Here is a 26,608-nt window from a genome sequence, read left to right on the forward strand (position 1 = left end):
TGCCTAAAACCACCTCTTTATCGGGATTTTTTTAAATGGAATCCCTCCATTTGTGGAAAAGGTGCATCTTAGTTACCCTTTTTAACACTTTTATTTGACTCTTAGCTAAGGGTATGCGCGGGTTAGGCGTAAGCTCTTTTCCCAATAATGCTTATCATGCTGGAACCCCGTGTTTTTCTGCGTAATAAAAAAGGATATCAAAACTTCCAGGGGCATAGCCGAGCTCTCGCAGTAGCACAGCAATTTGCCCGCGATGGTGTGCGCCATGAATAATTGAATGATGCAGTAATTCTCCCAAAGGCATTGACCGTTTTTTGTCTTCTTTGCCAGAGTATTCAACCCTTTGATTTAGATCCTCATCTTCGAATTGAGATAAAAATTCACGCATATAACTTTCAACGTTATGCCAATCCTTAATCAGTGGCTCCACTGTGGGATAGTCTTCAGCTTTAAGGCTTGCCCCGCGTTGGTGCCCACCACATCGACTAAGCCAACCCCATTCTGTACTAAGTAAATGAACCATTGTATTTCTGATGGATCGGTATCCTCCGGCAACAGTTTGGGTAAATTCTGCAGTTGTAAGCTGGGAGACCACAGGCAAAATTTTTTTATTTGCCCAATAGTTATAATCGTAGAAAGTTTCTAAATCTTGAACCGTCATTCTACTTGGATTTACATTTCGATAGTTGCTTACGCCTAACGACCTGGCGCTTAAGCGGCAGGCGTCAGAATGTTGTAATTGGTTACAAAAGAAGGTTAGCTAAAAAATGGTAAGCGGGCAAGGGAGGGTGAGGCCTGTCCGTTTATAGCGCTGGTTAGGTGTACTTTGAACTTGGATTTTTTAAAAGATAAAATTATTTCTTGACTCTGACGCGACGTAAGGTCTTATCTTATTGACAGAACAACAATAAAACAAGAAAAATCATGAACGACCGACTGTTAAAGATTGGAGAACTTGCCGAAAAGACTGGTTTGACTAACAGAACAATTCGTTATTACGATGAGCTTGACCTGTTAAAACCTACAAAACGCAGCAGATCAGGATATCGGTTGTATGGGCGGGACGAGCTGGAGCGTCTCCAAAAAATAAGATCTCTCAAATTTATAGGATTACAACTAGAAGAGATAAAGGAATGCCTGGAAGATGAGGATTATAATTTGGAGAAAATTATATACCGGCAGATGAAGCAAGTACGAACTGAAATAGAACTTGGAAAAGAACTCTACAGTCGCCTGAAAACAATCGCTAATCTTCTAAAATCTTCAGAGGATCTCTCTACAGAAGAACTTTTAAAAACCTTAAATACAATGACTAAATACGAAAAATACTATACGAAGGATCAATTGGAATATTTAGAAAAGCGGAAGCAGAAGCTTGGTGAAGAACGAATTAAAGAAGTACAGCAAGAATGGAAAGAACTCATAGCAGAAGTTCGAACAGAAATGGAGAAGGATACCGATCCGAACAGCGAAAAGATGCAAGAACTCGCTGCTCGCTGGGAAGAATTAATCCAGGAATTTACCGGAGGTAATAAAGAAATACGGAAATCACTTTCTAACATGTACAGTAATGAGGATACTGAAGAGGCCTCTCATGGATATGTGGACAATGAGACCATGCAATTTATTAGTAAAGCAATGAAAAAAGCTGATTGATTATAGTACACCTAACCTAAGCTTATTCATATGGTTTCTATGGTACGTATCGAATGGATAATATTCAAGAAGTGGGCCTATAGAGAATAATAGCCGATAATGATCATATTATTTGTATTCAAAAGATGTTACCAATACAGATAATGTCGATGGATAATATATTTTATCTGTATCGAAACCGGGGGCATTACTGATCTAAGATCCAACATGTTACCCAAAATCGGTACGATTTTATGGAGACGTAATCGCTTTTTTCGTGCTGTTATTGTAAATACTGATACAATATTTTAATTCTGGTAAGCTATCCAGTCATAAAAATCATCAATATCATGAAAGTCACCCTATGTCCGCGGGTCTACGTTTGAACAAAGCATTACTTGCCAGCTGAAGGGCAAGACGTAGTTGGGATATTCCATTCTATCGTTCAAAAGAATGGCAGGAATAATAAAAGTCGTTACCGTTCTTCGCCTATTTTAGAGCGGAATTCTTCTTCGGAAAGAATGGGAATGCCCCGTTCCCGGGCTTTATCATATTTGCTTCCGGGTGATTCTCCTGCTAAAAGAAAGTCCGTATTTCCACTTACAGAAGAAGTAACCTTACCCCCGTGTTTCTCGATCAGTTCGGTCGCTTCTTTGCGCGTTAGGGAAGGGAGGCTGCCCGTAAGTACAAAGGTTTTGTCGGCCAACTTTTCTGAGGCCTGTTCCTGCTCTTCAACCTCGAATGTTAATCCCGCTGATTGCAGGGCGTCAACCATCGCAAGGTTTGACTCATCATTAAAAAACGTAACCACCGATTCAGCAATTTTAGGACCAATAGAGTCGATATCGGCGATTTCTTCTTCATTTGCTTCAATCAGTGATCGCATATTCTGGAAAAAGGCTGCCAGGTCGCGAGCCACTGTTTTGCCTACAAAACGGATGCCCAGGGCATAAATGAGTCGGTCTAACGATTGTGATTTGCTCTTTTCGATAGCTGTAAGCAGGTTTTGGGCACTCTTTTCGGCCATCCGTTCCAGGGGCAACAATTGTTCCTTTTCAAGTTTATACAGGTCAGCATAGTTATGGATCAATCCCTCGGTAACCAGCTGATCGACTACTTTCTCGCCGAGTCCCTCAATATCCATGGCATCGCGGGAAGCAAAATGAGCGATACGCTGTCGAACTTGAGGCGGACATTCGGCATTGGTGCAGCGCCAGTCCACGTCATCGCCCAGTTTGGTCAGGGGATGTCCACATGCGGGACAGTCCGGAGGCATGGAGAATGCAGGTCCGCGGTCTTCACGATCTGGATTTACGACCTTGATGACCTGGGGGATGATTTCACCGGCTTTTTCAACGATAACCTGGTCACCCACCCGGATGTCTTTGCGGTGGATTTCATCCTCGTTATGCAGAGAAGCATGTTTGACCGTTGTACCGGCAAGTTCTACCGCTTTGAGGTCCGCAACGGGCGTAAGTTTACCGAGCCTTCCCACCTGCAGGCGAATACCTTCGATGGTTGTGGTTGCCTGTTCAGCCTTAAATTTGTAGGCAATAGCCCAGCGCGGAGATTTTGAAGTTGAGCCTAACTTGGCGCGGAATTTATCTTCGTTCACTTTTACTACCACGCCGTCGGTTTCGTAAGGCAACTGGTGGCGCAGTTCTTTCCATTCATCTATCTGCTCGTGAACTTCTTCGATCGAGGAGCATTTTCGATAATGCTCGCACACGGGTAACCCATATTCCTGAAGCAACTCCATCTTATGGTACTGGGTCAAAGAGTCTTCTTCGGAATCCACAAGCAGGTCAAAGCTGAAAAACCGAATAGGGCGGCGTGCTACTTCCCGGGGATCCTGCATCTTCAAAGATCCCGCGGTAGAGTTCCGGGGGTTGGCGAAAGTATTCAACCCTTGTTCTTCCCGGTGCTCGTTCATCCGGGCAAATGCTTCGCGTTCCATATAAGCCTCGCCCCGAATTTCCGCAACAGAAGGAAAGTCTCCGTTAAGATGGAGCGGAATATCCCGAATAGTTTTGATGTTGCGGGTAATATCATCGCCGTTTTCACCATCACCGCGTGTGGCCCCGACTACCAGTTTCCCCTCTTCATACCGCAGCCGGATGGAAGCGCCGTCAAATTTGAGTTCAGCCATATAGCTGAAGTCGGTATGTTCCAGGAGATCACGCACCCGCCGATCAAAGTCATTGAGCTCGTCTTCATTATAGGTATTGTCAAGACTGAGTAAGGGCGTGGGATGCTGGACGGTTTCAAAGTCACTGCTGGGTTCACCGCCCACACGCCGGGTAGGGGAGGCAGGTTCCTGCAGATCGTATTCCGCTTCCAGCTGCTCTAACTCAGCTAATTTTTCATCAAACTCTTTATCCGATATAAAAGGTTGTGCTTCTTGATAATAAGCTTTGTTTGCTCGGTCTAAAAAATCGCGTAGTTCAGTTACACGTTTCCGGGCCAATTCTTTATCCATATTGCGAGGTACTCTTAAATCAAATTAGTTATCAAGGTCGTGAACAACGGAGGGGGGCGGCGCTTGGATGGGCAGGGTATCCGGCGCGGGCTGGAGCCATTTGGAATCTTCCTGGAAAAAAGAACGATTTATTTCCACTCGGCCTGTTTCAGGATTCAGAAACTGCTCCTCAAAATCTGTAATAACGTGCCCATTCATCAACAGTACAATGCTGGATAGACCGTCCCGAAAATGAAATTCGTTGACAAAATCAAACTCAATAGCTTCGCCGCGTTGAATCCAGTAGGGGTTCAGCTGATCCGTGATATCGGTGTAAACTCTAACCGGCTCCAGCTTCTCGTATGCTGCATACAGTACAATAGAGAGCGTGTCTGGTAGTGCCCCTTGAGCTTGAGGTTGGCCTCTAAAATCAGAAAGATTCACCGTATCATCACTTGCCCGAGGGTTTAACTCTGATTGGATAGAATCAGGGGTACTGGTTGTTTGGGGAAGGCCCTGCTGAGTAGTCTGAGTGTTGGTCGGGGCGCCTTTGAAATAGAACCAATACACAAAAAATGCAGCAACTGCCAACAAGATCAGCCCAACGATAAGGGCAAAACGCCTCTTGGATTTCACGGTCTTGGCAGGCTGGAACTGGTACCCTAAGTTTACCCAATCTACGGATTCCACATCCTGAGAACGCAGTACAGGATTTTCTTCTTTTGGCGCCGAAGCCTCGGGTTGTGAGGGCTGATCAGAAGTGGTTTCCTCCTCTTCTTGGGAAGCTTCATCATCTTTCGTTTGCTCGGTGATGTCATCATTTTTTTGATCCGGAGCGTCGCTATCCTCAAAGCTGCTGCGTTGCTCATCCTCAATAAGAGAACCATCGTAATTATTGTGCTGTACTCGATTCAGAGCATACACAATTTTTTGTTCTTCAATAGACAAGGCCTTGGCATAACTCCGAACATAACTGCGGACATATATAGCACTACCGTCCGAATTTTGAAAGATAGAATTATCCTCAATGGAAGATAAAACTTTCTTTGGAATTTTAGTGGACTGATGAATCTCTTCAATAGTCAGTCCCTGGCTTTTACGAATTAAAGCCAGATCATTTCCCAGTGATGGCATAGGCAAGTTATAGATTTAATTATATTCATATAAGAGCCGCTTTAATAGGCGTAAATCTAAGCAAATATCATGGTTGGCAAAAGTTTTTTGACCAGTTGACTTTTTTATTTGTAAGGATTCCCTTTTTCAAGGGACTTACCTGTAAAAAGGAGGACCTGACGATGACTAAATTATTCAAAATTCTTGCAGAAGGGCTTTCTGAGGTTCTTTTTCCCAAAGTGTGTGTTTGCTGTGGCAGAGAAAACACTCAGAAGCATCGGCAGATATGTTCTTTTTGTCTGCAGGAACGATTTGAGGACGCCAATCCTGGTAATGAGCTGAGCTCCGGCGATACGCTTCTTCCGGAAGGGGTTCTTGCCCAACATGCCTTATGGCAATTCGATAAAGGGGGTGACTTGCAGGATTTACTGCACTTACTAAAATATGAACGCTTAACGACCGTCGGTATAGATTTAGGCCGGGAGCTGGGGAAGCGGGTACACAAGCATCCATTTTTGTCGCGGACTGTAAAGGAGGCGCCCCAAGCCGTTATTCTTCCAGTACCGCTGCATTATCTTAAATTTCGTTATCGAGGCTTCAACCAGGCCTTTAAGATTGCGAAAGGGTTTCAAGAGGCCTGGCCTGACATTCCACTGTGCGATATTAAAAGTGTCGTCAGAAGAAAGAATACACGCACGCAAACCGGCTTTTCTTTAGAAAAACGATTGCAGAATATCGAAGATGCCTTCCGGGTGAAGGTACCATCTGTGGTAGATAAGAAGTTGATTATCATCATTGATGATGTTTTTACAACCGGAGCTACTACATTTGAGCTCGCCCAAACGGTGCGGGCATCCGGAGCTGAATCGGTAGTTGTATTGACCGTTGCACAGGCATAATTTTTAGGATATAATTCATTTTTTGCTAAAAGAAGGATATTTTTAGAACTATGAACAGACAAACCTCTCGATCTCAAAATTTATTCCTGGAAACACAACTGGGTATTGTTACTCGCACCGGCGACTGGTTCCATACAACTGCAAAGCATATTGAACAATTTGTGCCGGGCTTATTAAAAGAACGTTCGCTCGATTTATTGGTTGAGGAAGCCGTGGCATGGGTGCGCAGTGCCGACAGTTTAGCCCTGACTATTCTACTGGTACTGTTGATGTTTATTCATCCCATTTTTGCAGCTATTATTGCTATTACCTTCCATTTTTTCTGGTATCGTTTTAAAAGTGGTTTTGTGACCATCTACCTGGGCAAGGTGCTGAAAATGATGAATACCGATGGTTACCTGTTGATTACTTCATTGGTGGTAATCAGCCTGGTGGGCATGGATGGACAATACCTGGCAGCAGGAGTCGGACTGGTATTCTTTTTCCTGATGAAACTAGGCCTTCTAAAGCGGCTATGGGATAAGATTGATGACGAGAAATCTGAAAAACTATCGCTGAATGATCGTGTGTTTAAGATGGTTTTGGTAAAATATGCAATGCATTACAACAAGGCTCCTTCAGAAATCCAAAGTATGGAAGATAAATTTAAAGAATTAGCAATTAGCAGAAAAAAGGGTGGAAGTTAACTGAATATGACGAATTTATATTTGGCCCGACACGGAGAGACCGAGTACAACAGGCGTAGCCAAATGCAGGGCAGAGGTATTGATGCACCTCTCAATGAAACCGGCCGTGAGCAGGCTAAAGCTATTGCAACACATGCCAAGTCGTTAGATTTGCATCATATTTATAGCAGTAGCTTGAAGCGTTCTCGCCAAACCGCAGAATTTGTTGGCCAGGATTGTGGACTGGATGTTCAATCTTACAGCGAGCTCGATGAAATGGATTTTGGTGAGTTTGAGGGTAAGCGGGCATCAGAAATAAAAACGGAATTACAGACTCTTCATACCAACTGGAAATCAGGGAATGTTACGTTCGCGGCCTCTGGTGGTGAGAGCCCACAAATGGTATTAGATCGGGCCGCCACTAAAGCTGAGCAAATTATGGCCGAACACCATACCTCGAATTTATTGTTTGTACTTCATGGGCGACTGATAAGGATATTACTATCGCACTGGCTTGGACTTGGTCTGTCAGCTATGCACCATATTGAACACAGCAATGGAGCGTTATATCATTTACGTTGGGACGGTGAGCATTATAATTCCGTTTACCTGCATAACACCGATCATTTGCAAAATGGAGCGTTAAGCTGATAAGAAGGCAGAACGGTCAATTTAACTGTGGATACAGGAATCAAATTTAAAATTGTTGAGCATTTATGAGTGAAAAAGTACGGAGTATGTTTGCGGATATCGCCGATGACTACGATCGCGTTAACTCCATCCTGTCATTTGGGGTACATCACGCATGGCGTAATCGAACGGTGCATCTGAGTACCGCAAAAGAAGGGGATCGGGTACTCGATTGTGCCACCGGAACCGGTGATTTGGCCCTGCAGTTTAAAGAAAAAGTTGGTCCAACGGGGCATGTGCTGGGCACAGATTTTTGCAGGGAGATGATTAAACATGCGCCCGAGAAGGCGCGCAAGAAGAAGTTGGAAGTGGATTTTGAGGTGGCAGATGCCATGGATCTGCCCTACGAAGACGATCGGTTTGATATTGCAAGTATAGCCTTTGGAATCCGAAATGTGGATGACCCCGTGCAGGCGCTTAAAGAAATGGGCCGGGTGGTAAAGCCGGGTGGCAAGGTGGTTATACTGGAGTTTGGACAGCCAAAGGGACTGCTTAAGTATCCATACGAATTGTATAGCCAGCATATTATGCCAGCTATCGGTGGCTGGATTAGTGGCAATCGGGAAGCATATACCTACCTGCCCCGTACAAGTGCTGAGTTTCCGGCGGGCGATAAGTTTATAGCATTGATGAAGGAGTCCGACGCATTCTCGTCGCAGACATCTGAAAAATTAACCGGTGGAATTGCATATGTTTATGTGGGTACCGTTCAATAAAAAATGTATATTAAACTCCAATTTTACTACAATTAAATACCATTTGACATGTCAGTAATGCAAATAGAAGCGATTAAAAAAGTATTACCTCATCGATATCCTTTCTTGTTGGTAGATCGGGTCTTAGAGCTTGAAGAAAAGCGTATTTTAGCGCTTAAAAATGTTACGGTGAATGAAGAGTTTTTTAATGGTCATTTCCCGGGAAAGCCCCTAATGCCGGGTGTACTGCAGGTAGAAGCACTGGCCCAAACCGGATGTATTATGCTTACCGAAAAACATATAGAAGACCCGGATAACAGCCTTATTGTCTTTACCAATATCAACAAAGCAAAATTCAGAAGATCAGTAGTGCCGGGCGATCAGCTTATGATGGAAGTAGAACTTACCAACAGGCGCCGCAATTTTACCACCATGGAAGGGACTGCAAAGGTAGATGGTACCGTGGTGTGTGAACTGGAAGCGACATCTGCAATTGTTCCAAAAGAAGACGAATGAGCACACAGAATCCCACAGATCGGCCTGCCAAAATAACGACCCAAACCATCGTTGATATGAAAGCCGATGGGCAGAAGATTAGTATGCTCACGGCTTACGACTATACGATGGCTCGTATTCTTGACCAGGCGGGTATTGAAGTCATTTTAGTAGGTGATTCGGCCAGTAACGTGATGGCAGGCTATGATACCACGGTACCGATGACCCTCGATCACATGATTTATCATACTTCTTGCGTAGTTCGTGGCGTAGAAACGGCCCTGGTGATTGCAGACTTGCCTTTTATGAGTTATCAGGTTACGCCCAAAGAAGCGTTAATAAGCGCCGGAAGAATGATGAAAGAAGCCGGTGCGCATGGCGTGAAACTGGAAGGAGGGAAGCCCGTGGTACAAACAATTTCCAAAATTGTGGAAGCCGGCATTCCCGTAATGGGCCATCTGGGACTCACCCCCCAGAGCATTTATAAGTTTGGTACCTACAAAGTACGCGCTACGGATACTGAAGAAGCCCAGCAACTTATAGATGATGCCAAAAGTCTCGAAGAAGCGGGATGTTTTTCCATTGTGTTAGAAAAAATACCCGCTCAGCTTGCTCAAAAAGTTACTGAGGAAATTACTATCCCCACCATCGGCATTGGTGCGGGGCATGAATGTGATGGACAAGTATTGGTAACCCACGATATGCTGGGACTTAATAAAGACTTCAAACCGCGGTTTTTACGACGTTATGCTGATATGGATACCGATATGACTGACGCCGTACAGCATTACATCCAGGATGTTAAGTCGGGTGATTTCCCCAATAAAGATGAAGAGTATAATTGATAAATAGGCAGAGATTCGTAGTAGCTAAACGACTGATCAGCTGGCTATTTTTATTATTTATTTAACATTCATCATTACAAATTAAGCGTTGAAAAGCGTAGATTAATTGAACGTTAGAGTGACTTAAGTAAAAGAGTTTTTTATGAGTGATAATAAGCCTGTAATTCTTATTTGTAATGATGACGGTATTTTTTCTCCTGGTATCCGGGCACTCGCTGAGGTAGCCGACGAATTTGGGGAAGTCCATATTATTGCCCCGGACCGCCAGCAGAGCGCGGTGGGACATGCCGTAACGGTTAGCACGCCCCTGCGGTCACGTTCGTTCCAGATTGACGGACGGTTTAGCGGTCAGGCGGTAACGGGTACCCCTGCTGATTCTATAAAACTGGCCCACGATCAGCTGATGAAACGCAAGCCTGACCTGGTGGTAAGCGGAATTAACCATGGAAGTAACGCCGGAGTCAATATACTCTATTCCGGCACTGTAAGTGCGGCCACGGAGGGCACGATTTTAGGATATCCTTCCATTGCGGTAAGCTGCACCGATTTTGATGAAGATGCCGACCTGAGCGGCTCCAAAGAGGCCGCCCGCAAGGTTATCAGGTACGTTTTGAACCAGGGATTGCCCAAAGGAGTGACCCTCAACCTGAACGTCCCGGCGGGCGAACTTAAGGGTATAAAGTGGGCCCGACAGGCCGATAGTCGGTATGTTGAAGAGTTCGAAGGTCGCGTGGATCCCAATAATCGATCGTATTACTGGCTCACCGGCCGACTGGAACTGCTGGATGAAGGCGATGATCTGGATATCAACGTGCTGAAAAAGGGGTATGCATCACTTACTCCCATCCAATACGATATGACGGCGTACTCTCTGCTTAAAGATGTAGAAGATGTTGAGCTTTAATGCCCCTTCTCTTCCAGCATTTGGATGACATTCAGCCAAAAGTCTTGGAAGGCAGCTTCCCGATCATTCTTTATGCGGACGTGCATTTGCTCTAAGTGCGAGAGATTTACGGTTTCAATATGATTACCCCATTTTGAACTTTGCACGGATACCATACCATCATTAATCCCTTCCTGCTCGTAAATATGGTTGTTTTGGTAACGCCCCATCACTTTAATGGGATGGGACGTTCCTTTCCCTACAGCTGAGCTATACGAGTAGTAGGGAATGTCCGGTACGTCAGCAATAACGGGGTTAAACTCCTCCGTGATATAACGGCGCGTTAATTGGGCCGCTGATGCTACGGAATCACTTTTGGTATGCGGATAGATACGATCCCCCATCCAGTCGAGAAAGTCGGCAAGTTTATCTCTGATAGCCTCCGGAGTTTTGAGGGTGAGCTCAGCCAGAGAGGTGCCATGATGCGGTGTGCAGACCGTCGTCAATGAGGCCACTTTGGGAGCAATGTCAAGTTTGGCAAGCGCATAACGAATATCAAGCCCACCCATGCTATGAGCTATAATATTCACCTTTTCGAAGGATTCTCCTTCAGTTAGTCGCGAGAGTAAATGAACCCAGCTCTCAGCCCGGGTTTCTATTTTAGCATAGGGTACAATGTTGGGAGCAAAAGCCGTGATGTTATGGGTTCGCAGCAGCATGGCTACATCATACAGCGGAGAAGGTTTCACCAGGGAGGCTATGGCTCCATAGCCATGGCATAGCAACACAGGGTGCTTTAGGCGAACGGTATCAGGTTCCGGGAACTCCTCGAGCTGCAGTTTATCCAGCCATTGGGTGGTATTAAAGCGTTCTAACATGTCAAAATGTTGTTTTAGGTGGCGGTATGATCTGGACGCCCGCTTTTTTTAGGTCTGGCAGCTTTTGTTCCAGCCAGCTTAAGGTAGTCTCATTGCCGGTAATAATGGCAACAGGGAAAGAAGGATCAGATTTTAGGGTTTCCAATTCTTCCAGGAAAGCGGCCTTGCCAAGTTCTTGATGCAGACGCAAAGCATTTTCTACCTTAACAAAGGATAAATTGGTTTCAGATACAATACTATTGTTGGATTCTCGTCCCTGGTTGGCCAACAGAATATCAGCCTGAGGCAGAATATCCTCAAACTGTTTCATTCGGCGTAAAGCTGCAGTGGGATTGTTGCGGATTAAATCCTTGTTATCTTCTGTTTGCAGCCAAAAAAGAAATCGATTATATCGTCCGGAAAGTGATTTTCTAATTTCATTAGCTTCCATTGGATGGTTGACACCAAGTACTACAGGGATCGGTTCTCCAAAGTTGGAAATAACATTAAGCAGGTCAACATCCGGCAGCTCATTAAAGGCAATGATGATGCTGGCTCTGTTACGCTGCAGCGTTAGGTCAGCATCGGTTCGTAACTCGACCGTGCGGATAACAGTCTGCTTATACTCCAGATGAATCTGCATTTCCTGTTCCGGGAATGTAACTTTCGCCGGCATGGCAATACCGTAGGGATGGAAAACCTGGTTTAACTCTGCATGCAATTGAGTTTTAGAAAACCCTTCGGGTAGGTCAACCCGGTAAATTTTACGGTTAAAAGAGGAGTCAAGCGATACGGAAGTGCGCTCAATTTGGTGTTTGCTAATGCTAAAGTTAGACAGTTCAAGCTCTATAAGAGAGTCGGCCTCAGCAAATGACTGCAAATGCCTGGTGGCCCCATCAGAGGTCTGGAATAGCATGTAACCACTTAGCAGGCATGCCGCCAGCAATAGCAGAGCAATAAATCGTTTTTTCTTTTGTTCCTTCACGCCAGTTGTAGATATTTAGTTGGCATTCAAGCCATCTAATAATAGGCGTTATTCTGTTGTAAATCTATGATAAATTAAAATGAATGAACGGCTGTTATTTTAGCAGTAATCGACCCTAACGATCTGAATTTTTTTGCAATATGCCATACTCTTTTAGCCGTGTTGAAACATCACAAGAAGTTGATGCTTTTCATGAATTACCTTTTCGTATTTATGAGGACGATCCCCATTGGGCACCTCCCTTTCGATTTGAGATTGAAAATGTTTTTGATCCTGATCACAACGATTTTTTTAATTATGGAGAGTGTGAACGTTATTTAGTGCATAGGGATAGTCGGGTAGCAGGGCGCTTTGCCGTGATGAATTCACCAGAACGTGACAAAGTACTGGAGCCCACAATGGGAGGGCTGGGGTTTATAGAAATGGAAAACGATCCCGAACTGGCCCGGGCGATCGTATCATTTGCAAAAGAGTGGCATAAAGAGCGGGGCTACCAAGCTATGCGGGGACCTATTAATTTTGGAGAAAATGATACCTATTGGGGACTCTTGGTTGAAAATTATGAAGAACCGCCCATCTATGGGATGTTTTATCATGCACCTTATTATAAAGAACTGTTAGAGCAAACGGGCGCTCAAAAGTTGGATGACCATTGGAGTTATAAGCGGAACTTTGATCAGCCGATTCCCGAGCGTATGCAGAAAATTACAAATCGCATCGAAAGTCGATCCGGCGTTTCGTTACGTTCTATTGATATGAGTAATCTACAGCGCGATGCCGAATTCATCCGGGAAATATATAATGATGCCTGGAGCAATCAGGATATTGGAGAGCGTGAATCAGAGTTTACAGAACTGGCCAGGGAGACGGTCCAAGCCATGGTCAAGAAGCTGAAGCCGGTAATGATTCCGGAGAGTATCCTAATCGCCTTTGTTGATGATGAGCCAGCTTCTTTTATTGTTTGCGTGCCGGATCTCAATGAAATTTCAAGAGAAACAGACGGTCGTCTACGTTGGTGGCATTACCCCAAGTTACTGTGGTTTAAGCGCCGGGCCAAACACCTGCGCTCGCTGGTCTACGGTACTAAACCCAAGTTTAGAAAAATGGGGTTGGAAGCTCTGACGTTTACCCGTGGCATCCAATTTACTAAAAAAGCGGCTCCCAGCCTGGAATATTTAGAAGGGGCGTGGGTGAGTGAAAAAAATTGGCTGATGCAGCGAAGTTTGGAGGCTTTGGGATGCCATCATCATAAAACGCATCGGACGTATAAGTGGGAGTTTTAGATTTTCTGCTGATATTTACATTATATTAGAGAGGTAATATATAATTTAGGGGTAGTAGTATGGAACAAGAACTGTTTGAGTTAAATCCGAACCCCGTCTTTATTTTTGAGTTAGACTCATTACAGATTGTGAAGGTCAATCAGGCTTTCATAAAGAAATATGGATATAGAGAGAAGGAAGCTTTAAAACTTAGACTCACAGATATACAGTCCTCCAATGGGGTAGCGGGGGGACTAGATGAAATGACCTCAGGATACAAGAATCCAGAAATTATTCGTGAGGATTCTGTAGAGCATATCTCAAAAGATGGGGAACATTTTTATGTAATGATTTCCTCTCATCCTATCACTTTTAAGAATAAAAGGGCTCGGATCGTTTTTATACATGATGTTACAGATCGTGTTGAAGCAGAGCAGAAAGCCCAAAAAGCCTTTGATGAACTCAGCCAGCATGTAAATAATAGTCCGTTGGGGATGATCAAATGGAGTTCCAGTTTCGAAATTATTGAGTGGTCAGACCGCATATCAGAAATAATAGGATATAGCCGGGAAGAGGTGCTGGGGAAAACGCCCTATTTCTTCCAATTTTATTCCGAAGATGATTTGCAGATCGTTGAAAATGAAATGTCTGCTATACAAGCTGGGGAAAAGAATAAAACACGGACTGATATTAAGATATACCGGCCCGATGGCAAATTAATCGATTTGCGAGTGCACGCCTCGGCTATAAGAGATAATAATGACCAGCTCATTTCTACCATTACCTTTGTGGAAGAGATTACCAGGCAAAAGAGGATGAGGCTTCGGTATCAGCGGCTTTTTGAAAATGCCAATGATGGCATCTTTTTGATGAAGGGAGATACTTTTATCGCCTGTAACCAGCAAGTTTGTAATATCTTTGGATGCACAAAAGATGAAATTTTAGGGCAGACGCCTGCTGACTTTTCACCAGAATACCAACCGGATGGTAACCCTTCTCTGGAACAGGCACGCAAAGTCATTGACAAGGCGTTGACCGAAGGTCCCCAGGTTTTTCCATGGCGGCATCAAAAAAAAGACGGAACCCTTATTGATACGGAGATTAGCCTTAACAGTATTAGTCTTGATGAAGATGGAGGATATGTGCAGGCTATTGTTCGGGATGTGACCAAGCAAAATAAGGATCAGGAAGAATTACGCCGGAGTGAGGAGTTGTTTCGCAAACTATTTCTGGAAGCACCAAGTGCAATGGTGATGGTCGATACGCAAAATAAGGTTACAAAAGTAAATCAAAGTTTTGAACAGCTATTTGGGTTTGAGAAAGATGAGCTTTTGGGCAGGGATCTGGATCAAATATTAGGGTCTGATGAAGATGCACCAAGAATGACGGAAGAAGGCTTGAAAGGGCAAGAGCTTTATATGGATATACAGCGTTACAATAAAGAAGGAGAAAAGCTTGATCTTCTGTTAAGTATCATTCCGGTGTACCTGGATGATAAACCAATAGCAGGATTTGGCATATATGTTGATATATCAGATCAAAAAAGGTATGAACGGGAGCTCAAAAGGTCGCTCGATGAGAAACAAGTTTTGCTCGAAGAAATTCATCACCGGGTAAAAAATAACCTTGCTATTGTATCCGGATTATTACAAATGCAGATGCTAAGTGTAGAAGAACCCCGTTTGACAAGTTATTTGCAAGATAGCCAGTTACGTATCAAGTCCATGGCTATTGTACATGAAATGTTATACCAGTCAGAGAAATTATCCCAGATTAATATGGATAGCTATGTTAAGAAGCTGGTTCGGGTAATTTCCAATACTCTGTCTCCAGAGAATAAAAATATACAAGTGGAGGTAAAGTGTAATGAATGTACATTGAATATAAATCAGGCTATTCCCTGTGCCCTTAATATCAATGAACTGATTACCAATAGTTTTGAATATGCTTTTAAGGGAAGGCAGAAGGGGTTGATAGAAGTGAAGGTCATTGAGAAAGAGGGAGTCATTACCGTAGAAGTTAAGGATGATGGGGTAGGTTTAGCCGATAATTTTGACGAATTGCGTAAAACTTCGCTGGGAATATCGCTTATTGAAAACTTAGTTAAGCAGCTCGATGCCAATCTGGATATAGATACGGGCGAATGGGGAACGGCTATTTCTTTTTCCTTTAATAAGGCAGATGTAGGCGGATCCAGCAGCTCCGGACGGGTTTAACATTAACAGTTACTTGGAGGCCTATGCCTTAAAGATGAGGGCTAATATTTTCTGAGCAATCTTTTTCTTGGAACCTGCAAAAGATTCAGTGCTCTGCTTGTTAATAACAGTAACGGTATTTGAATCAGATTCAAAGCCCACATTTTCTGCAGATATAGTGTTAGCTATAATCCAGTCGAGATTCTTTTTCTTTAATTTCTGTCGGGCATTTTTAACGAGATCCTCAGTTTCCATAGCAAAGCCGATGAGCGTTTGTGCCTCTTGCTTATGCTGGCCGAGCCACTGTAAAATATCCTGCGTTGATTGTAGGTGCAGAGTTTCTTTGGCTTCGTCTTTTTTCACCTTCTGTCCATGATAATCAGCGGGAGTAAAGTCGGATACAGCAGCCGCCATAATAATGACATCGGCATCCGCGTGATGCTTCATCTCTTCAAAAAGGTCTGCGGTTGAGGTAATCCCGATATAGTTGATACCCTCTGTTTTAGGCAGTTGAACCGGGCCGTGAATGACGGTGACCTCCCCGCCCAGCTGTTGTGCGGCATCAGCCATCGCAAAGCCCATTTTCCCTGAACTGGGATTGGATATAAACCGAATAGGATCAATGAATTCCCGGGTAGGTCCGGCCGTAACGACTACTTTTTTGCCGCTAAGGGGACCTTCACTGACTGTTCGAGTCAGGATGGCGCTTGATTCGTCTAAAATATCTTCAGTCTCTGGCAGGCGCCCTTTGCCTTCCAGCCCACTGGCTAAATAACCTTCCTCAGGTTCCAGGATATGGTATCCGTCGTCTCTCAATGTTTGGATGTTCCGTTTTACGGCTGGGGCACGGTACATCTCTCCGTCCATAGTGGGACATATAAGCAGGGGACAGCGAGCAGCCAGCACCGTTGAAGTAAGCATATTATCAGAGATGCCCCCGGCAATCTTGGCTATAGTATTGGCCGTACAGGGAGCAATAATAAAAAGGTCGGCCCATTCGCCCCATTCAATATGCTGAGTCCAGCTATCAGCAGCTGCTTGATTTTCCGGGAAGATGTGGGTAGCAACAGGATGTTTCGAGAGAGAGGCAAAAGTATCGACTCCTACAAAGCGATGTGCCGCGGGAGTCATTGTAACGCGTACTTCAGCACCGGCTTTTTGGAAGGCACGTAAAAGAAAAGCAGCCTTATAGGCTGCAATTCCTCCGGTAACTCCTAAAATTATCCGTTTGTCGGATAACATCGTTATTCCTCGTCTTGAGGATATCGAAAATAGATTTCGCCACGCCGCATTTCATCGATGGCCCGCTGTGTGGCATGTGGATATTTCTCAAATTCCTTAGAAATATTTTCCTGCTCTTCATTGAAAGAAAATTCATCTTCATCTTCAAAGCCTTCAAAATATTTCAGCTTTTCATCCAGCTCAAGCTTTTCTTGTGCCGCCACCTGACGCGCACGTTTAGACATGATAGAAATCAATTCATACTGATTTCCAGTGTTCTTATTTAGCTTCTCAATATCAAGCGTCTTAATAGGCATAGTAATGTTCGCTTTTTAATCGGTAATAAAAGATTCAATAATAGCTTGTATTTCTCCGTATGCGGTATCTAAATCATCGTTAACTACAGCATAATCGAAGCGCTGGGCAAAGCTCAATTCTTGTTCAGCCCGGGCCAGTCTTTTCTGAAGTGAATGGTCTGTTTCACTACCTCTGTTTTGGAGGCGAGTTTTCAAAACCTCCATTGAAGGGGGCTTGATAAAAATTGACACCACATCTGATCCATACATTTCGAGAACATTCAGGGCACCCTTCACTTCAATGTCAAGCAAGGGAAAATAGCCAGATTCCACTAATTTATCAACTTCGGATCGAAGGGTACCATAACGATTTCCACCGTAGTGTTCCCACTCCAAAAATTGATGGTCTTGTACTTTGGTATCAAACTCTTCTTCGGATAAAAAATGATAGGCCTGGCCGTCTTGTTCCCCCTCACGTGGTGGACGCGTTGTTGCGGATACCGAAAATTTGATTTGAGGATAATCGTTTAACAAACGCCGGGCTAAAGTCGTTTTTCCGGCGCCACTTGGAGCTACGAGTACAATTATTTTTCCACGGTTGGCTTTACTCAACGTTCTGTACCTGCTCTCGAATTTGTTCTAAACTTTCTTTGGCCTGAACAACATACTGTGATATCTCTGAATCATTAGCCTTGGAACCGATGGTGTTAATTTCACGGTTGATTTCCTGGCTTAAAAAGTTAAGTCGTCGTCCCACGGATTCTTCATTCTTTACAGCCTCTCGAAAAAATTTAATATGAGACTGGGTGCGCACAATCTCTTCAGTAATATCCATTTTATCGACCAGCACAGCTACCTCCATTTCCAGCCGATCCGGATCAATTTTGTCATTATCAACTAAGTTTTCAATTCGTTCTAACAACTGTTGCTTAGTCTCTTCTGCCCGGCCATTGGTCTTTTCCTGGATGATTCCCAACATTTTTTCAATATGATTGATCCGGTCAAGCAGGTCTTTTTCCAGCTGTGTTCCTTCTTGTAACCGCATTTTTGAAAGAGCTTCGGCCGCTTGCTGGGTAGCAGAATGGCAGAGCTCCCAAACGATTTTTTGGGTCTCTTCATCTTCCTCGCGAGACTCAAAAATATCATTAAATTGCAGGAGATCATCCAGAGTGACGGGCTTATCAATATTGGCTGTTTCTCGTAAGTCGTTGAGCATTTTACGATAACCGCGAACCAGGTTTTTATTGAAGGTAACCTCGGGCTTGCCGGTATTAGCTTTGTCAACGCGGACGTTAACATTCACTTTACCCCGTTGCATATGCTGTTGAAGCAGCTCTTTAAATACAAGCTCCTTCTCTTGAATAATCTGGGGAAGCCGGAGGGATATATTAAGATAGCGGCTGTTAACAGTTTTTAATTCAACGGTAACAGAAATGCCGTCAGAAGAGGCTTCTCCGCGACCAAATCCGGTCATGGATGTAATCATAAAGGAATCCGGGTAAAATGAATATTAACAATAATTTTAGGGCAAATATAAGAAAGTAAGGCCTCGAATAAAATGCTATTGCACGGCTTTCACCACTTTATCAGCCAGCACTTTGGCTTTTTCTGCGGTAGTGCCTTCAGAGTAAACCCGAATAATAGGCTCCGTATTGGATTTACGCAGGTGGACCCATCCATCTTCAAAATCAATTTTCACCCCGTCGGTTGTATCTGGATCAAGATCCTGATAAACGGCTTGTGCTTTTTGAAGGATAGCATCACCATCTACATCGGCAAGCTGCATTTTACTTTTGCGCATCTCGTAGTCGGGAAGAGTAGCTCTGTATTCATCAGCTGTGATATCGCGTTCTGCAAGTAGTTGCAAGATCATGGCTACGCCCACTAATGCATCGCGGCCGTAGTGCAAGTCTGGGTTGATGACGCCTCCATTTCCTTCGCCGCCAATAACAGCGTCTACTTCCTTCATTTTTTGAACCACATTAATTTCGCCTACTGCCGAGCGATGGCATTGTTGGCCATGTTTTTTGGCAATATCTTCAGCGGCGCGAGAGGAGGAAAGGTTAGTGGCACATGGCCCCGGCTTTTTATCCAACAGAAAGTCAAAAGCCGCTACCTGGGTATATTCTTCACCAAAAAGTCGTCCTTGGTCGGTGATAAGAGCCAGCCGGTCGGCATCAGGATCAGTAACAATACCGAGATCGCATTCCTTTTCTTTTACGAGCGCAGAAATATCCTGCAGGTGCTCCGGCAGGGGTTCGGGGTTGTGGGCAAAAAGTCCCGTGGGTTCTTCATTAATTGCATGGATAGTATCCACCCCCAGGGCCTCCAGGATGGCCGGAATGCCAATACCCCCCGTACCATTGACCGGATCAAGGCCGATGGTAAAATCTTTGGAAGCAATGAGTTCCTGGTCGATATAAGGAAGAGCTAAAATTTTCTGAATATGATAATCTAAGGCTTGCGAATCTACCTCCACCGAGCCAATTTCGTCAAAGGGTTTATATTGATAGGACTGCTCTTCGCTAATCTGGATGACTTTTTCTCCCTCTTCGGCATCCAGAAATTCACTTTTGCCATTTAAGAGTTTAAGGGCGTTCCATTCTTCGGGATTATGGCTCGCAGAAATGATAATGGCACCGTCCGCATCGTGTTTATGAACGCCCATGGCAACCGTAGGAGTGGGAGCCACGCCTACTTTAACAACATCACAGCCGACCGATTGGAGAGTCGCAACTACGATATCTTCACAGATCTGACCGGTTACGCGGGTGTCACGACCTACAACAATTTTTCCACTACTGGACCACGCACCAAAAGCAGCAGTAAAACGGCCGAGGTTTTCAGGAGTAAGGTCAGTACCAAAAATGCCCCGGATGCCCGAGACGGAAATCATAAGTGCCATAATTAAATGTTAATCAGTTAAGCTTCTAACTTTTAATACTACATTTTCTGTACGGATAGAATATACAAACTCAAAGTTCAATGGCAACGCTTATTTAGGCGACTGATGATCTGGTTTCCAGGCTTCTTCCCGCGTTCCGGCTTTTTTGTTTTCAAAACGAGCCAGCACAAAAAAGAAATCGGACAGTCGATTCAGGTATTTGATTGTCAGGTCCGATATTTCTTCCGTCTTGCGACAGGCAACAGTCGCCCGCTCTGCTCTGCGGCAGACGGTGCGTGCCAGATGGAACGTAGCTCCTGCCTGAGATCCGCCGGGTAAAATAAAGTTTTTAAGGGTGGGAAGTTCTTCCTCCATTGTATCGATAGCCTCTTCGAGGTAAGTAATAGCCTCTTCATTAATCCGGTCGATGCGTGTCTTGGAAGAAGGGGGGGTAGCTAAGTCGGCACCGAGCACAAATAAGTCTTCCTGCACTTTTTTAACCCACTTAGTCCCCTGGTCAGAAAGAGTATAGCTTGCTCCAAGACCAACGATGGAATTTAGCTCATCAACAGTGCCATAGGCTTCAATACGAGCTGATGACTTGGGAACGCGTGTCCCTCCGAAGAGGGAGGTGTTACCTTGGTCGCCTTTCTTGGTATAGATTTTCATAACAGTCTGTTGTTAATATTCGTGCTAAGAGTTTCATAGAACTACTTGGTATTGTTATTCTGAACCTAATAGCATTTGGGGCAGTATAACACGTAAAATTTTGCAAGTTCTTTGGCCAATAAGGTACAAGGCGTGTTGCACTTTTGCAGGCGCAATTAAAAACTGGATGTTAAAGCGTTACGAAACCGCGCTCGAGCTTTTCAGTTTCAATGCCAAGATGTTGTCGTTGTTCCAGAGCATGATGAAAGGAGGGGGCCTGTTCGATGCGACAGCCCATAACAAGCGTTACCTTTTCCAGGTATTCGGCGGATAATTCTTTGAGGTCGAACGTATTTTTTAGCTGGTCAATTTCGCTCTGTGTTGAATAATCGTAGGTAATCCTGAAGTTTTGAGTAAGTACAAGTGCAGAAAAAGAGGCTTGGTGCAGGCAGAGGCGTGCAGATTTGCCATAGGCTTGTATTAATCCCGATTTACCCAGTTTAGTTCCACCATAGTAGCGCACCACTATACATCCACAGTTAACCAGCTCGTGCGACTTTAACTCATTGAGGATCGGCAAACCGGCCGTGCCGCTTGGTTCACCGTCATCCTGAGCGAATTCTTCTATTTTATGAGGATTAATGCGCCAGCCATAACAGTGATGGGTCGCATCCGGATACTCTGAGATGATGCTTTGAAGCTCCTTTTGGAAATTTTTTTTGGATGAAACGGGAAAAAGATACCCTATAAACTTTGAACCTTTTTCTCGAAAGGTGTGACTGTAAGTAGAAGATAGTGTTTGCACGGGAGCCAAAGGCCATTTTATGTTCTAAATTAGTGGATACAACAGGTCTAATTTAGAATATTTCTGAATAAGATTGAAAAACTGAAACCTTGTCTCATAATCTTGCCTTTTTATCCATTTCGCCTCATCTTCCACCCCTCGGTAAGAGGATCCGTGCGTTGGCATAAAGCAGCGGGTCAATAGACAGAATTTAATAATGATTATCAGCGATGGCATCACTTCTAAAAGCGCTAAAGTCACAAGTTGGACGAAAGATATTAACGGGCATCACGGGTATTGGCTTAATTATTTTTATCATTACACACCTTTTGGGTAATCTTCAATTGTTTGGGGATGCTCAGGCATTCAACGAATATACGTATGCTCTCGAAAGTTTGGGCTGGATTTTATACGTGTTGGAAGCCGGTTTGGTATTTGCGTTTTTGCTGCATGCCTATTTGGGAATTTCTATCTGGTGGAAACGCCGCAAAGCACGGCCCGAAGGGTACAGCAAGTACCAGAGTAAAGGAGGTCCGAGTCATCAAACATGGGCATCTAAATCCATGATTGTTACCGGAATTGTATTACTGGTATTCCTGGTATTCCATCTCGATACATTTAAATTTGGAGCCACGGAAACAATTATGCTGAACGGTCATGAAGCACGGGATCTGAAGGCATTAGTTATAAATACTTTCCTAAACCCACTTTATGCTTTTGGATATACCGCAGTCATGATTTTGCTTGGTTTCCACTTGGGACATGGTTTTTGGAGCGCTTTCACTTCCTTAAGTATGAAGCATAACCAGTATTCGGCCTTGATATATACGGTAGGTATTATATTTGCCGTTTTGATGGCTGTAGGATTTCTTTTCATTCCGCTCTACATTTACTTTACCGGTGGGCAGGGCGCATTACTTGTTTGAAGATGTTGCCACAAAAGCTCAAAAACTCAAAATAAGTCAATTTGGAACAGGCTGATAAACATAACCAATATGATCCGATATCTCCTGAGTTGGAGAAAATTGGGAAAGGTATTGTCGATTCAGCTTACAGGGTTCATAAGTCCCTTGGTCCCGGATTATTAGAAAAGATTTATGAAATTTGTTTTTGCCATGAACTGTCCAAGAAAGCTATCCAAAGTAGGAGACAGGTAGCTTTGCCTATTCACTATGAAGGATTGAGACTGGATGTTCTTGTTGCTGATGAGGTAATTTGTGAGTTGAAAGCATTAGATGAAATAAACCCTGTTTGGGAAGCACAGATTTTGAGTCATCTTAAATTACTTGATAAAAGACTTGGTTATTTAATTAATTTCAATGTGAAAAACATTGGCAAAGGAATAAAACGGTTTGTCAATTAAAATTTTACTCACTAATGCATATAAAAAAAATTTGGTGTTTTTGTGTATTAGTGGCAAAAAGTAGGTTTCTATGAACTTAGATTCGAAAGTACCATCCGGACCGTTAAAAGATAAATGGTCTAATCATTTAGAGCACATTAACTTGGTGGCTCCCAACAATAAGAGGAAACATGATATTATTGTTGTGGGAACGGGGCTGGCCGGAGGATCAGCAGCGGCAACACTGGCTGAACTTGGCTACAACGTAAAGAGTTTCTGCATTCAGGATTCCGCACGCCGAGCTCACAGTATTGCTGCACAGGGGGGGATTAATGCCGCCAAAAATTATCCCAATGATGGGGACTCGGTGTGGCGATTGTTTTATGATACCATCAAAGGAGGAGACTACCGCTCTCGTGAATCCAATACCTATCGATTGGCTGAGATATCCAATGAAATTATTGACCAGGCGGTGGCACAGGGCGTTCCTTTTGCCCGTGAGTACGGCGGACTGTTAGCCAACCGGTCGTTCGGTGGTGCACAGGTTTCTCGTACATTTTATGCCCGTGGACAAACGGGCCAGCAGCTTTTACTCGGTGCCTACCAGGCGATGATGCGACAGGTGCACGAGGGGAATATTGAGATGCACACGCGCCACGAAATGTTGGATTTAGTGAAGGTGGATGGACGTGCCCGTGGTATTGTAACCCGGGATCTTGTCTCCGGTAAAATAGAGCGCTGGATGGCCGATGCGGTCGTTCTGGCCAGCGGTGGCTATGGAAACGTTTTTTATCTGTCGACAAATGCAAAGAATTCCAACGTCACGGCAGCCTGGCGCTGTCATAAGCGAGGGGCCGGCTTTGCCAATCCTTGTTATGTACAGATCCATCCAACTTGTATCCCTGTTTCCGGAGACTATCAGTCTAAGCTGACGCTGATGAGTGAGAGCCTCCGTAATGATGGTCGGGTTTGGGTCCCCAAAGAAAAAGGCGATGACCGCCATCCGCACGATATTCCTGAGGATGAACGGTATTATTATTTGGAAGAGAAGTACCCTGCTTTCGGAAACTTGGTGCCTCGTGATGTAGCTTCCCGGAATGCTAAGATTGTTTGTGATGAAGGCATGGGGGTAGGACCAACGGGACGAGCGGTCTACCTGGATTTCCGTGATGCTATCGAGCGGGATGGCCGGAAGACAATCTCTGAGAAGTACGGCAATCTTTTTGAGATGTACGAGAATATCACCGGCGACAATCCCTATGAAGAGCCCATGCGCATATTCCCGGCGGTACACTACACCATGGGCGGCTTGTGGGTTGATTATAACCTAATGAGCAATGTGCCGGGACTGTTCGTAGCCGGTGAGGCAAACTTCTCCGACCACGGGGCTAACCGTTTAGGTGCAAGTGCATTGATGCAGGGACTTTCGGATGGATACTTTATCATCCCGTACACCGTGGGGAACTACTTAGCTGATGTAGAGCTGTCTGACATAGATACCAAGCATGAAGCTTTTGATGAAGCCGCTGATAATGCCCAAGGCCATATTGATAAGCTATTAGGTGTTCAGGGGGATAAAAGTGTGGTCGATTTCCACCGTGAACTGGGACAGATTATGTGGGATAAGGTGGGTATTGCCCGTAGCGAAGAGGGGCTTAAGCAAGCAATCGAAGAAATTAAGGCTCTTCGTAAGGAATTCTGGGAAAACGTTCGTGTGCCCGGTGAAGCAACGAATTACAATAAATATTTAGAATTTGCCGGACGTGTGGCTGACTTCCTCGAACTGGGTGAGCTGATGGCAAAAGATGCCCTCCAGCGGGATGAGTCCGCCGGCTGCCACCTTAGAGTCGAACATGAATCTGATGAAGGAGAAGCCCTTCGGAATGATGAGGATTTCTCTTACGTAGCTGCTTGGGAATTCCAGGGTGTGAATGGCGAGCTCCAGGAAAAGCTGCACAAAGAAAATCTGGAATTTGAATTTGTTGAACTGAAACAACGTAGTTACAAATAGAATACGGATAAAATGGCTGAAGAATTTAGCATCCACTTAAAAGTATGGCGACAAGAAGGACCGGACCAACCGGGTAAGCTGGTTGATTATACCCTCAACAATGTCAATGAGCACATGTCTTTTCTGGAGATGCTCGATGTTCTGAATGAACAGATCGTCGCCGAAGGAAAAGAAGATCCTGTGGAATTTGATTATGATTGCCGCGAAGGAATCTGTGGCTCTTGTAATCTGGTTATCAACGGACGGGCGCATGGACCTAAGGCGATGACCTGTACCTGTCAGCTGCACATGCGTAATTACAGCGATGGCGATACCATTGTTGTTGAGCCTTTCCGGGCAAAAGCATTTCCTGTGATAAAAGATTTGGTTGTAGATCGCAGCGCTTTCGACAGGATTGTCGAGGTCGGTGGCTATGTGTCCATAAAGACCGGTTCAGCCCCCGACGCGAATTCTATACCCATAGATAAATCTGTAGCTGATACTGCTTTCGATTACGCAACCTGTATCGGATGCGGTGCTTGTGTAGCAGCCTGTCCGAACTCTTCAGCCTCCTTGTTTACTGGTGCTAAATTGGCCCACCTCAATCGTTTACCGCAGGGTGAACCGGAACGCAAGAAGCGAACGATAGCTATGGTAGAACAGATGGAAGAGGAAGGATTTGGGGACTGCTCCAACTATGCCGAATGTGAAGCCGTCTGTCCAAAGGGAATTTCAATCTCAGCTATTGCAGAAATGCGTAGAAATTATATGAAAGCGGCACTGGCAGGCGAAGAGGTGTAATACTTGGCTATTTTTAGTGAGCTAAATTGGCTTAAAAGCTATATTTACCCGTCAGACCGCTCCAGTCGATCTGATGGGTAGAACAGATGTCGGTCGTCGTTGTATATTTTTTAAATCAGAGAGAGCTTCTTTCAAGAAGATATTGGCAGGCTTCCATTTACCCGAAGAATAGGTATTAAAGATAAAAGAAAGGAAGAATTTTGTTATTTTAAATAAAGTAGCGTTTTTAACGCCTAAATTCTCCGTTATGCCTGAATTAAAACCAATATCGCAAGAGGCCATTCCGCAAGCACTGGAGAAAGCCACTCGTTACCGCCTGCTAAATCAACCCTGGCAGGCCGAAAGCATATGCCGTGATATCCTTAGGACAGATCCTGATAACCAGCAAGCAACTCATACCCTTATTCTGGCCATTACAGATCAGTTTGAGGGAGAAAATAAGAGAAGTCTGCAACAGGCCCGTGAGGTTGTTTCAAAATTAACCGATAACTATGAGACAGAATATTGCCTCGGCCTTATCTACGAACGCCAGGCCAGGGCGGCTCTGAAGCGTTCAACACCCCGGGCCAGTTATATGGCCTATGAATACCTTAATCAGGCTTTACAGCACTATAAAAATGCAGAGGAAATCCGTCAAGAGACGAATGAAGAGTCCATACTCCGTTGGAATGCTTGTATTCGTTTTATTAAGCAACACAATCTGAAGCCGGCTCCGGATGATGTGCGAGAGCCCCCGTTTCTCGATGTGTAGTGGTATGATGAGTAACAGCTTTACGTTAGCGGAATGAAGCCATGGGAAGAGTTCTTTATTTAGCCTTGTATTTCTAGCGGAAGTATGGTTAATTAAATAATAGCAGCATTGTGGAATAAGAGATAGGGTTGCGCCTTGTCAGGCTTTTAATAGTTAAAAGCGGAGGAGGGTAAGACAGTGTTTCGAAAATATGCGCAAAGGAGAGAGCTGTTCG

At 44.4% G+C, this 26,608-nt stretch carries 27 protein-coding genes; 15 read left to right on the forward strand and 12 right to left on the reverse strand.

What is annotated here, in order from left to right; genetic code table 11:
• Window positions 1-154 precede the first annotated feature (154 nt).
• Window positions 155-661: a DinB family protein gene (locus J6I44_RS18395; RefSeq protein WP_265767662.1), complete on the reverse strand. Its 507-nt coding sequence runs from the start codon at window positions 659-661 to the stop codon at window positions 155-157.
• 263 nt (window positions 662-924) lie between these two features.
• Between J6I44_RS18395 and J6I44_RS18400 the strand changes: the two genes are divergently transcribed.
• Entirely contained in the window at window positions 925-1,656 is a 732-nt protein-coding gene (locus J6I44_RS18400; protein WP_265767663.1) for a MerR family transcriptional regulator, read from the forward strand.
• Between the two features lie 454 nt (window positions 1,657-2,110).
• Here J6I44_RS18400 and ligA read toward each other — a convergent pair whose 3' ends face one another.
• Together ligA and J6I44_RS18410 are read right to left on the reverse strand one after the other, a co-directional pair.
• Complete coding sequence (gene ligA, locus J6I44_RS18405) at window positions 2,111-4,114, reverse strand: NAD-dependent DNA ligase LigA (RefSeq protein WP_265767664.1); 2,004 nt, start codon at window positions 4,112-4,114, stop codon at window positions 2,111-2,113.
• 24 nt (window positions 4,115-4,138) lie between these two features.
• Entirely contained in the window at window positions 4,139-5,227 is a 1,089-nt protein-coding gene (locus J6I44_RS18410; RefSeq protein WP_265767665.1) for a helix-turn-helix domain-containing protein, read from the reverse strand.
• Window positions 5,228-5,388: 161 nt separating this feature from the next.
• On the opposite strand from J6I44_RS18410, the gene J6I44_RS18415 reads away from it, so the two are divergent.
• From J6I44_RS18415 to surE, 7 genes are all read left to right on the forward strand, one after another.
• Complete coding sequence (locus J6I44_RS18415; protein WP_265767666.1) at window positions 5,389-6,105, forward strand: ComF family protein; 717 nt, start codon at window positions 5,389-5,391, stop codon at window positions 6,103-6,105.
• A 50-nt stretch (window positions 6,106-6,155) separates the two neighbouring features.
• Window positions 6,156-6,791, forward strand: coding sequence for a hypothetical protein (locus J6I44_RS18420; RefSeq protein ID WP_265767667.1), 636 nt, complete (start codon window positions 6,156-6,158; stop codon window positions 6,789-6,791).
• Between the two features lie 6 nt (window positions 6,792-6,797).
• Window positions 6,798-7,421, forward strand: a complete 624-nt coding sequence (locus tag J6I44_RS18425) for a histidine phosphatase family protein (RefSeq protein WP_265767668.1) — start codon at window positions 6,798-6,800, stop codon at window positions 7,419-7,421.
• Between the two features lie 65 nt (window positions 7,422-7,486).
• Complete coding sequence (gene ubiE / locus J6I44_RS18430; RefSeq protein WP_265767669.1) at window positions 7,487-8,176, forward strand: bifunctional demethylmenaquinone methyltransferase/2-methoxy-6-polyprenyl-1,4-benzoquinol methylase UbiE; 690 nt, start codon at window positions 7,487-7,489, stop codon at window positions 8,174-8,176.
• 48 nt (window positions 8,177-8,224) lie between these two features.
• Window positions 8,225-8,671, forward strand: a complete 447-nt coding sequence (gene fabZ / locus J6I44_RS18435) for a 3-hydroxyacyl-ACP dehydratase FabZ (RefSeq protein ID WP_265767670.1) — start codon at window positions 8,225-8,227, stop codon at window positions 8,669-8,671.
• Window positions 8,668-9,495, forward strand: a complete 828-nt coding sequence (panB, locus tag J6I44_RS18440) for a 3-methyl-2-oxobutanoate hydroxymethyltransferase (RefSeq protein ID WP_265767671.1) — start codon at window positions 8,668-8,670, stop codon at window positions 9,493-9,495. The genes fabZ and panB overlap by 4 nt, the downstream gene beginning before the upstream one ends.
• 142 nt (window positions 9,496-9,637) lie before the next feature.
• The gene (gene surE, locus J6I44_RS18445; protein ID WP_265767672.1) at window positions 9,638-10,399 is read left to right on the forward strand and encodes a 5'/3'-nucleotidase SurE; all 762 of its coding nucleotides are present in this window, start codon (window positions 9,638-9,640) and stop codon (window positions 10,397-10,399) included.
• Here the strand turns inward: surE and J6I44_RS18450 are convergent.
• Together J6I44_RS18450 and J6I44_RS18455 are read right to left on the reverse strand one after the other, a co-directional pair.
• Window positions 10,396-11,256: an esterase/lipase family protein gene (locus J6I44_RS18450; protein ID WP_265767673.1), complete on the reverse strand. Its 861-nt coding sequence runs from the start codon at window positions 11,254-11,256 to the stop codon at window positions 10,396-10,398. The genes surE and J6I44_RS18450 overlap by 4 nt on opposite strands.
• 1 nt (window position 11,257) lies before the next feature.
• Window positions 11,258-12,220, reverse strand: coding sequence for a hypothetical protein (locus tag J6I44_RS18455; RefSeq protein WP_265767674.1), 963 nt, complete (start codon window positions 12,218-12,220; stop codon window positions 11,258-11,260).
• A 140-nt stretch (window positions 12,221-12,360) separates the two neighbouring features.
• On the opposite strand from J6I44_RS18455, the gene J6I44_RS18460 reads away from it, so the two are divergent.
• On the forward strand, window positions 12,361-13,503 hold the full coding sequence (locus tag J6I44_RS18460) for a hypothetical protein (protein WP_265767675.1): 1,143 nt from the start codon (window positions 12,361-12,363) through the stop codon (window positions 13,501-13,503).
• A gap of 59 nt (window positions 13,504-13,562) precedes the next feature.
• Complete coding sequence (locus J6I44_RS18465) at window positions 13,563-15,698, forward strand: PAS domain S-box protein (protein WP_265767676.1); 2,136 nt, start codon at window positions 13,563-13,565, stop codon at window positions 15,696-15,698.
• Between the two features lie 21 nt (window positions 15,699-15,719).
• Here J6I44_RS18465 and coaBC read toward each other — a convergent pair whose 3' ends face one another.
• The 7 genes from coaBC to J6I44_RS18500 form a co-directional block, all read right to left on the reverse strand.
• Window positions 15,720-16,919 carry a bifunctional phosphopantothenoylcysteine decarboxylase/phosphopantothenate--cysteine ligase CoaBC gene (gene coaBC, locus J6I44_RS18470; protein ID WP_265767678.1) on the reverse strand — a complete coding sequence of 400 codons (1,200 nt, stop codon included), beginning with the start codon at window positions 16,917-16,919 and terminating at the stop codon, window positions 15,720-15,722.
• A gap of 2 nt (window positions 16,920-16,921) precedes the next feature.
• Window positions 16,922-17,215: a DNA-directed RNA polymerase subunit omega gene (locus J6I44_RS18475; protein ID WP_265767679.1), complete on the reverse strand. Its 294-nt coding sequence runs from the start codon at window positions 17,213-17,215 to the stop codon at window positions 16,922-16,924.
• Between the two features lie 15 nt (window positions 17,216-17,230).
• Entirely contained in the window at window positions 17,231-17,806 is a 576-nt protein-coding gene (gmk, locus tag J6I44_RS18480; protein ID WP_265767680.1) for a guanylate kinase, read from the reverse strand.
• Entirely contained in the window at window positions 17,799-18,680 is an 882-nt protein-coding gene (locus J6I44_RS18485) for a YicC/YloC family endoribonuclease (RefSeq protein WP_265767681.1), read from the reverse strand. Before J6I44_RS18485 ends, gmk begins: the two co-directional genes overlap by 8 nt.
• Before the next feature lie 75 nt (window positions 18,681-18,755).
• Entirely contained in the window at window positions 18,756-20,099 is a 1,344-nt protein-coding gene (gene glmM / locus J6I44_RS18490) for a phosphoglucosamine mutase (protein ID WP_265767682.1), read from the reverse strand.
• 90 nt (window positions 20,100-20,189) lie between these two features.
• Window positions 20,190-20,747, reverse strand: coding sequence for a cob(I)yrinic acid a,c-diamide adenosyltransferase (locus J6I44_RS18495; protein WP_265767683.1), 558 nt, complete (start codon window positions 20,745-20,747; stop codon window positions 20,190-20,192).
• 169 nt (window positions 20,748-20,916) lie between these two features.
• Window positions 20,917-21,531 (reverse strand): IMPACT family protein, encoded by a 615-nt coding sequence (locus J6I44_RS18500; RefSeq protein ID WP_265767684.1) that lies wholly within the window; start codon window positions 21,529-21,531, stop codon window positions 20,917-20,919.
• 209 nt (window positions 21,532-21,740) lie between these two features.
• Here J6I44_RS18500 and J6I44_RS18505 point away from each other — a divergent pair, with 209 nt between their 5' ends.
• From J6I44_RS18505 to J6I44_RS18525, 5 genes are all read left to right on the forward strand, one after another.
• Window positions 21,741-22,436 (forward strand): succinate dehydrogenase cytochrome b subunit, encoded by a 696-nt coding sequence (locus J6I44_RS18505; protein ID WP_265767685.1) that lies wholly within the window; start codon window positions 21,741-21,743, stop codon window positions 22,434-22,436.
• 41 nt (window positions 22,437-22,477) lie between these two features.
• Complete coding sequence (locus tag J6I44_RS18510) at window positions 22,478-22,873, forward strand: GxxExxY protein (RefSeq protein ID WP_265767686.1); 396 nt, start codon at window positions 22,478-22,480, stop codon at window positions 22,871-22,873.
• A gap of 70 nt (window positions 22,874-22,943) precedes the next feature.
• Complete coding sequence (locus J6I44_RS18515) at window positions 22,944-24,863, forward strand: fumarate reductase/succinate dehydrogenase flavoprotein subunit (RefSeq protein WP_265767687.1); 1,920 nt, start codon at window positions 22,944-22,946, stop codon at window positions 24,861-24,863.
• 12 nt (window positions 24,864-24,875) lie between these two features.
• Entirely contained in the window at window positions 24,876-25,643 is a 768-nt protein-coding gene (locus J6I44_RS18520) for a succinate dehydrogenase/fumarate reductase iron-sulfur subunit (RefSeq protein WP_265767688.1), read from the forward strand.
• A 247-nt stretch (window positions 25,644-25,890) separates the two neighbouring features.
• Window positions 25,891-26,394, forward strand: coding sequence for a tetratricopeptide repeat protein (locus J6I44_RS18525; RefSeq protein ID WP_265767690.1), 504 nt, complete (start codon window positions 25,891-25,893; stop codon window positions 26,392-26,394).
• Window positions 26,395-26,608 lie beyond the last annotated feature (214 nt).

The organism is Fodinibius salsisoli, from assembly GCF_026229185.1.
Lineage (GTDB): Bacteria > Bacteroidota > Rhodothermia > Balneolales > Balneolaceae > Fodinibius > Fodinibius salsisoli.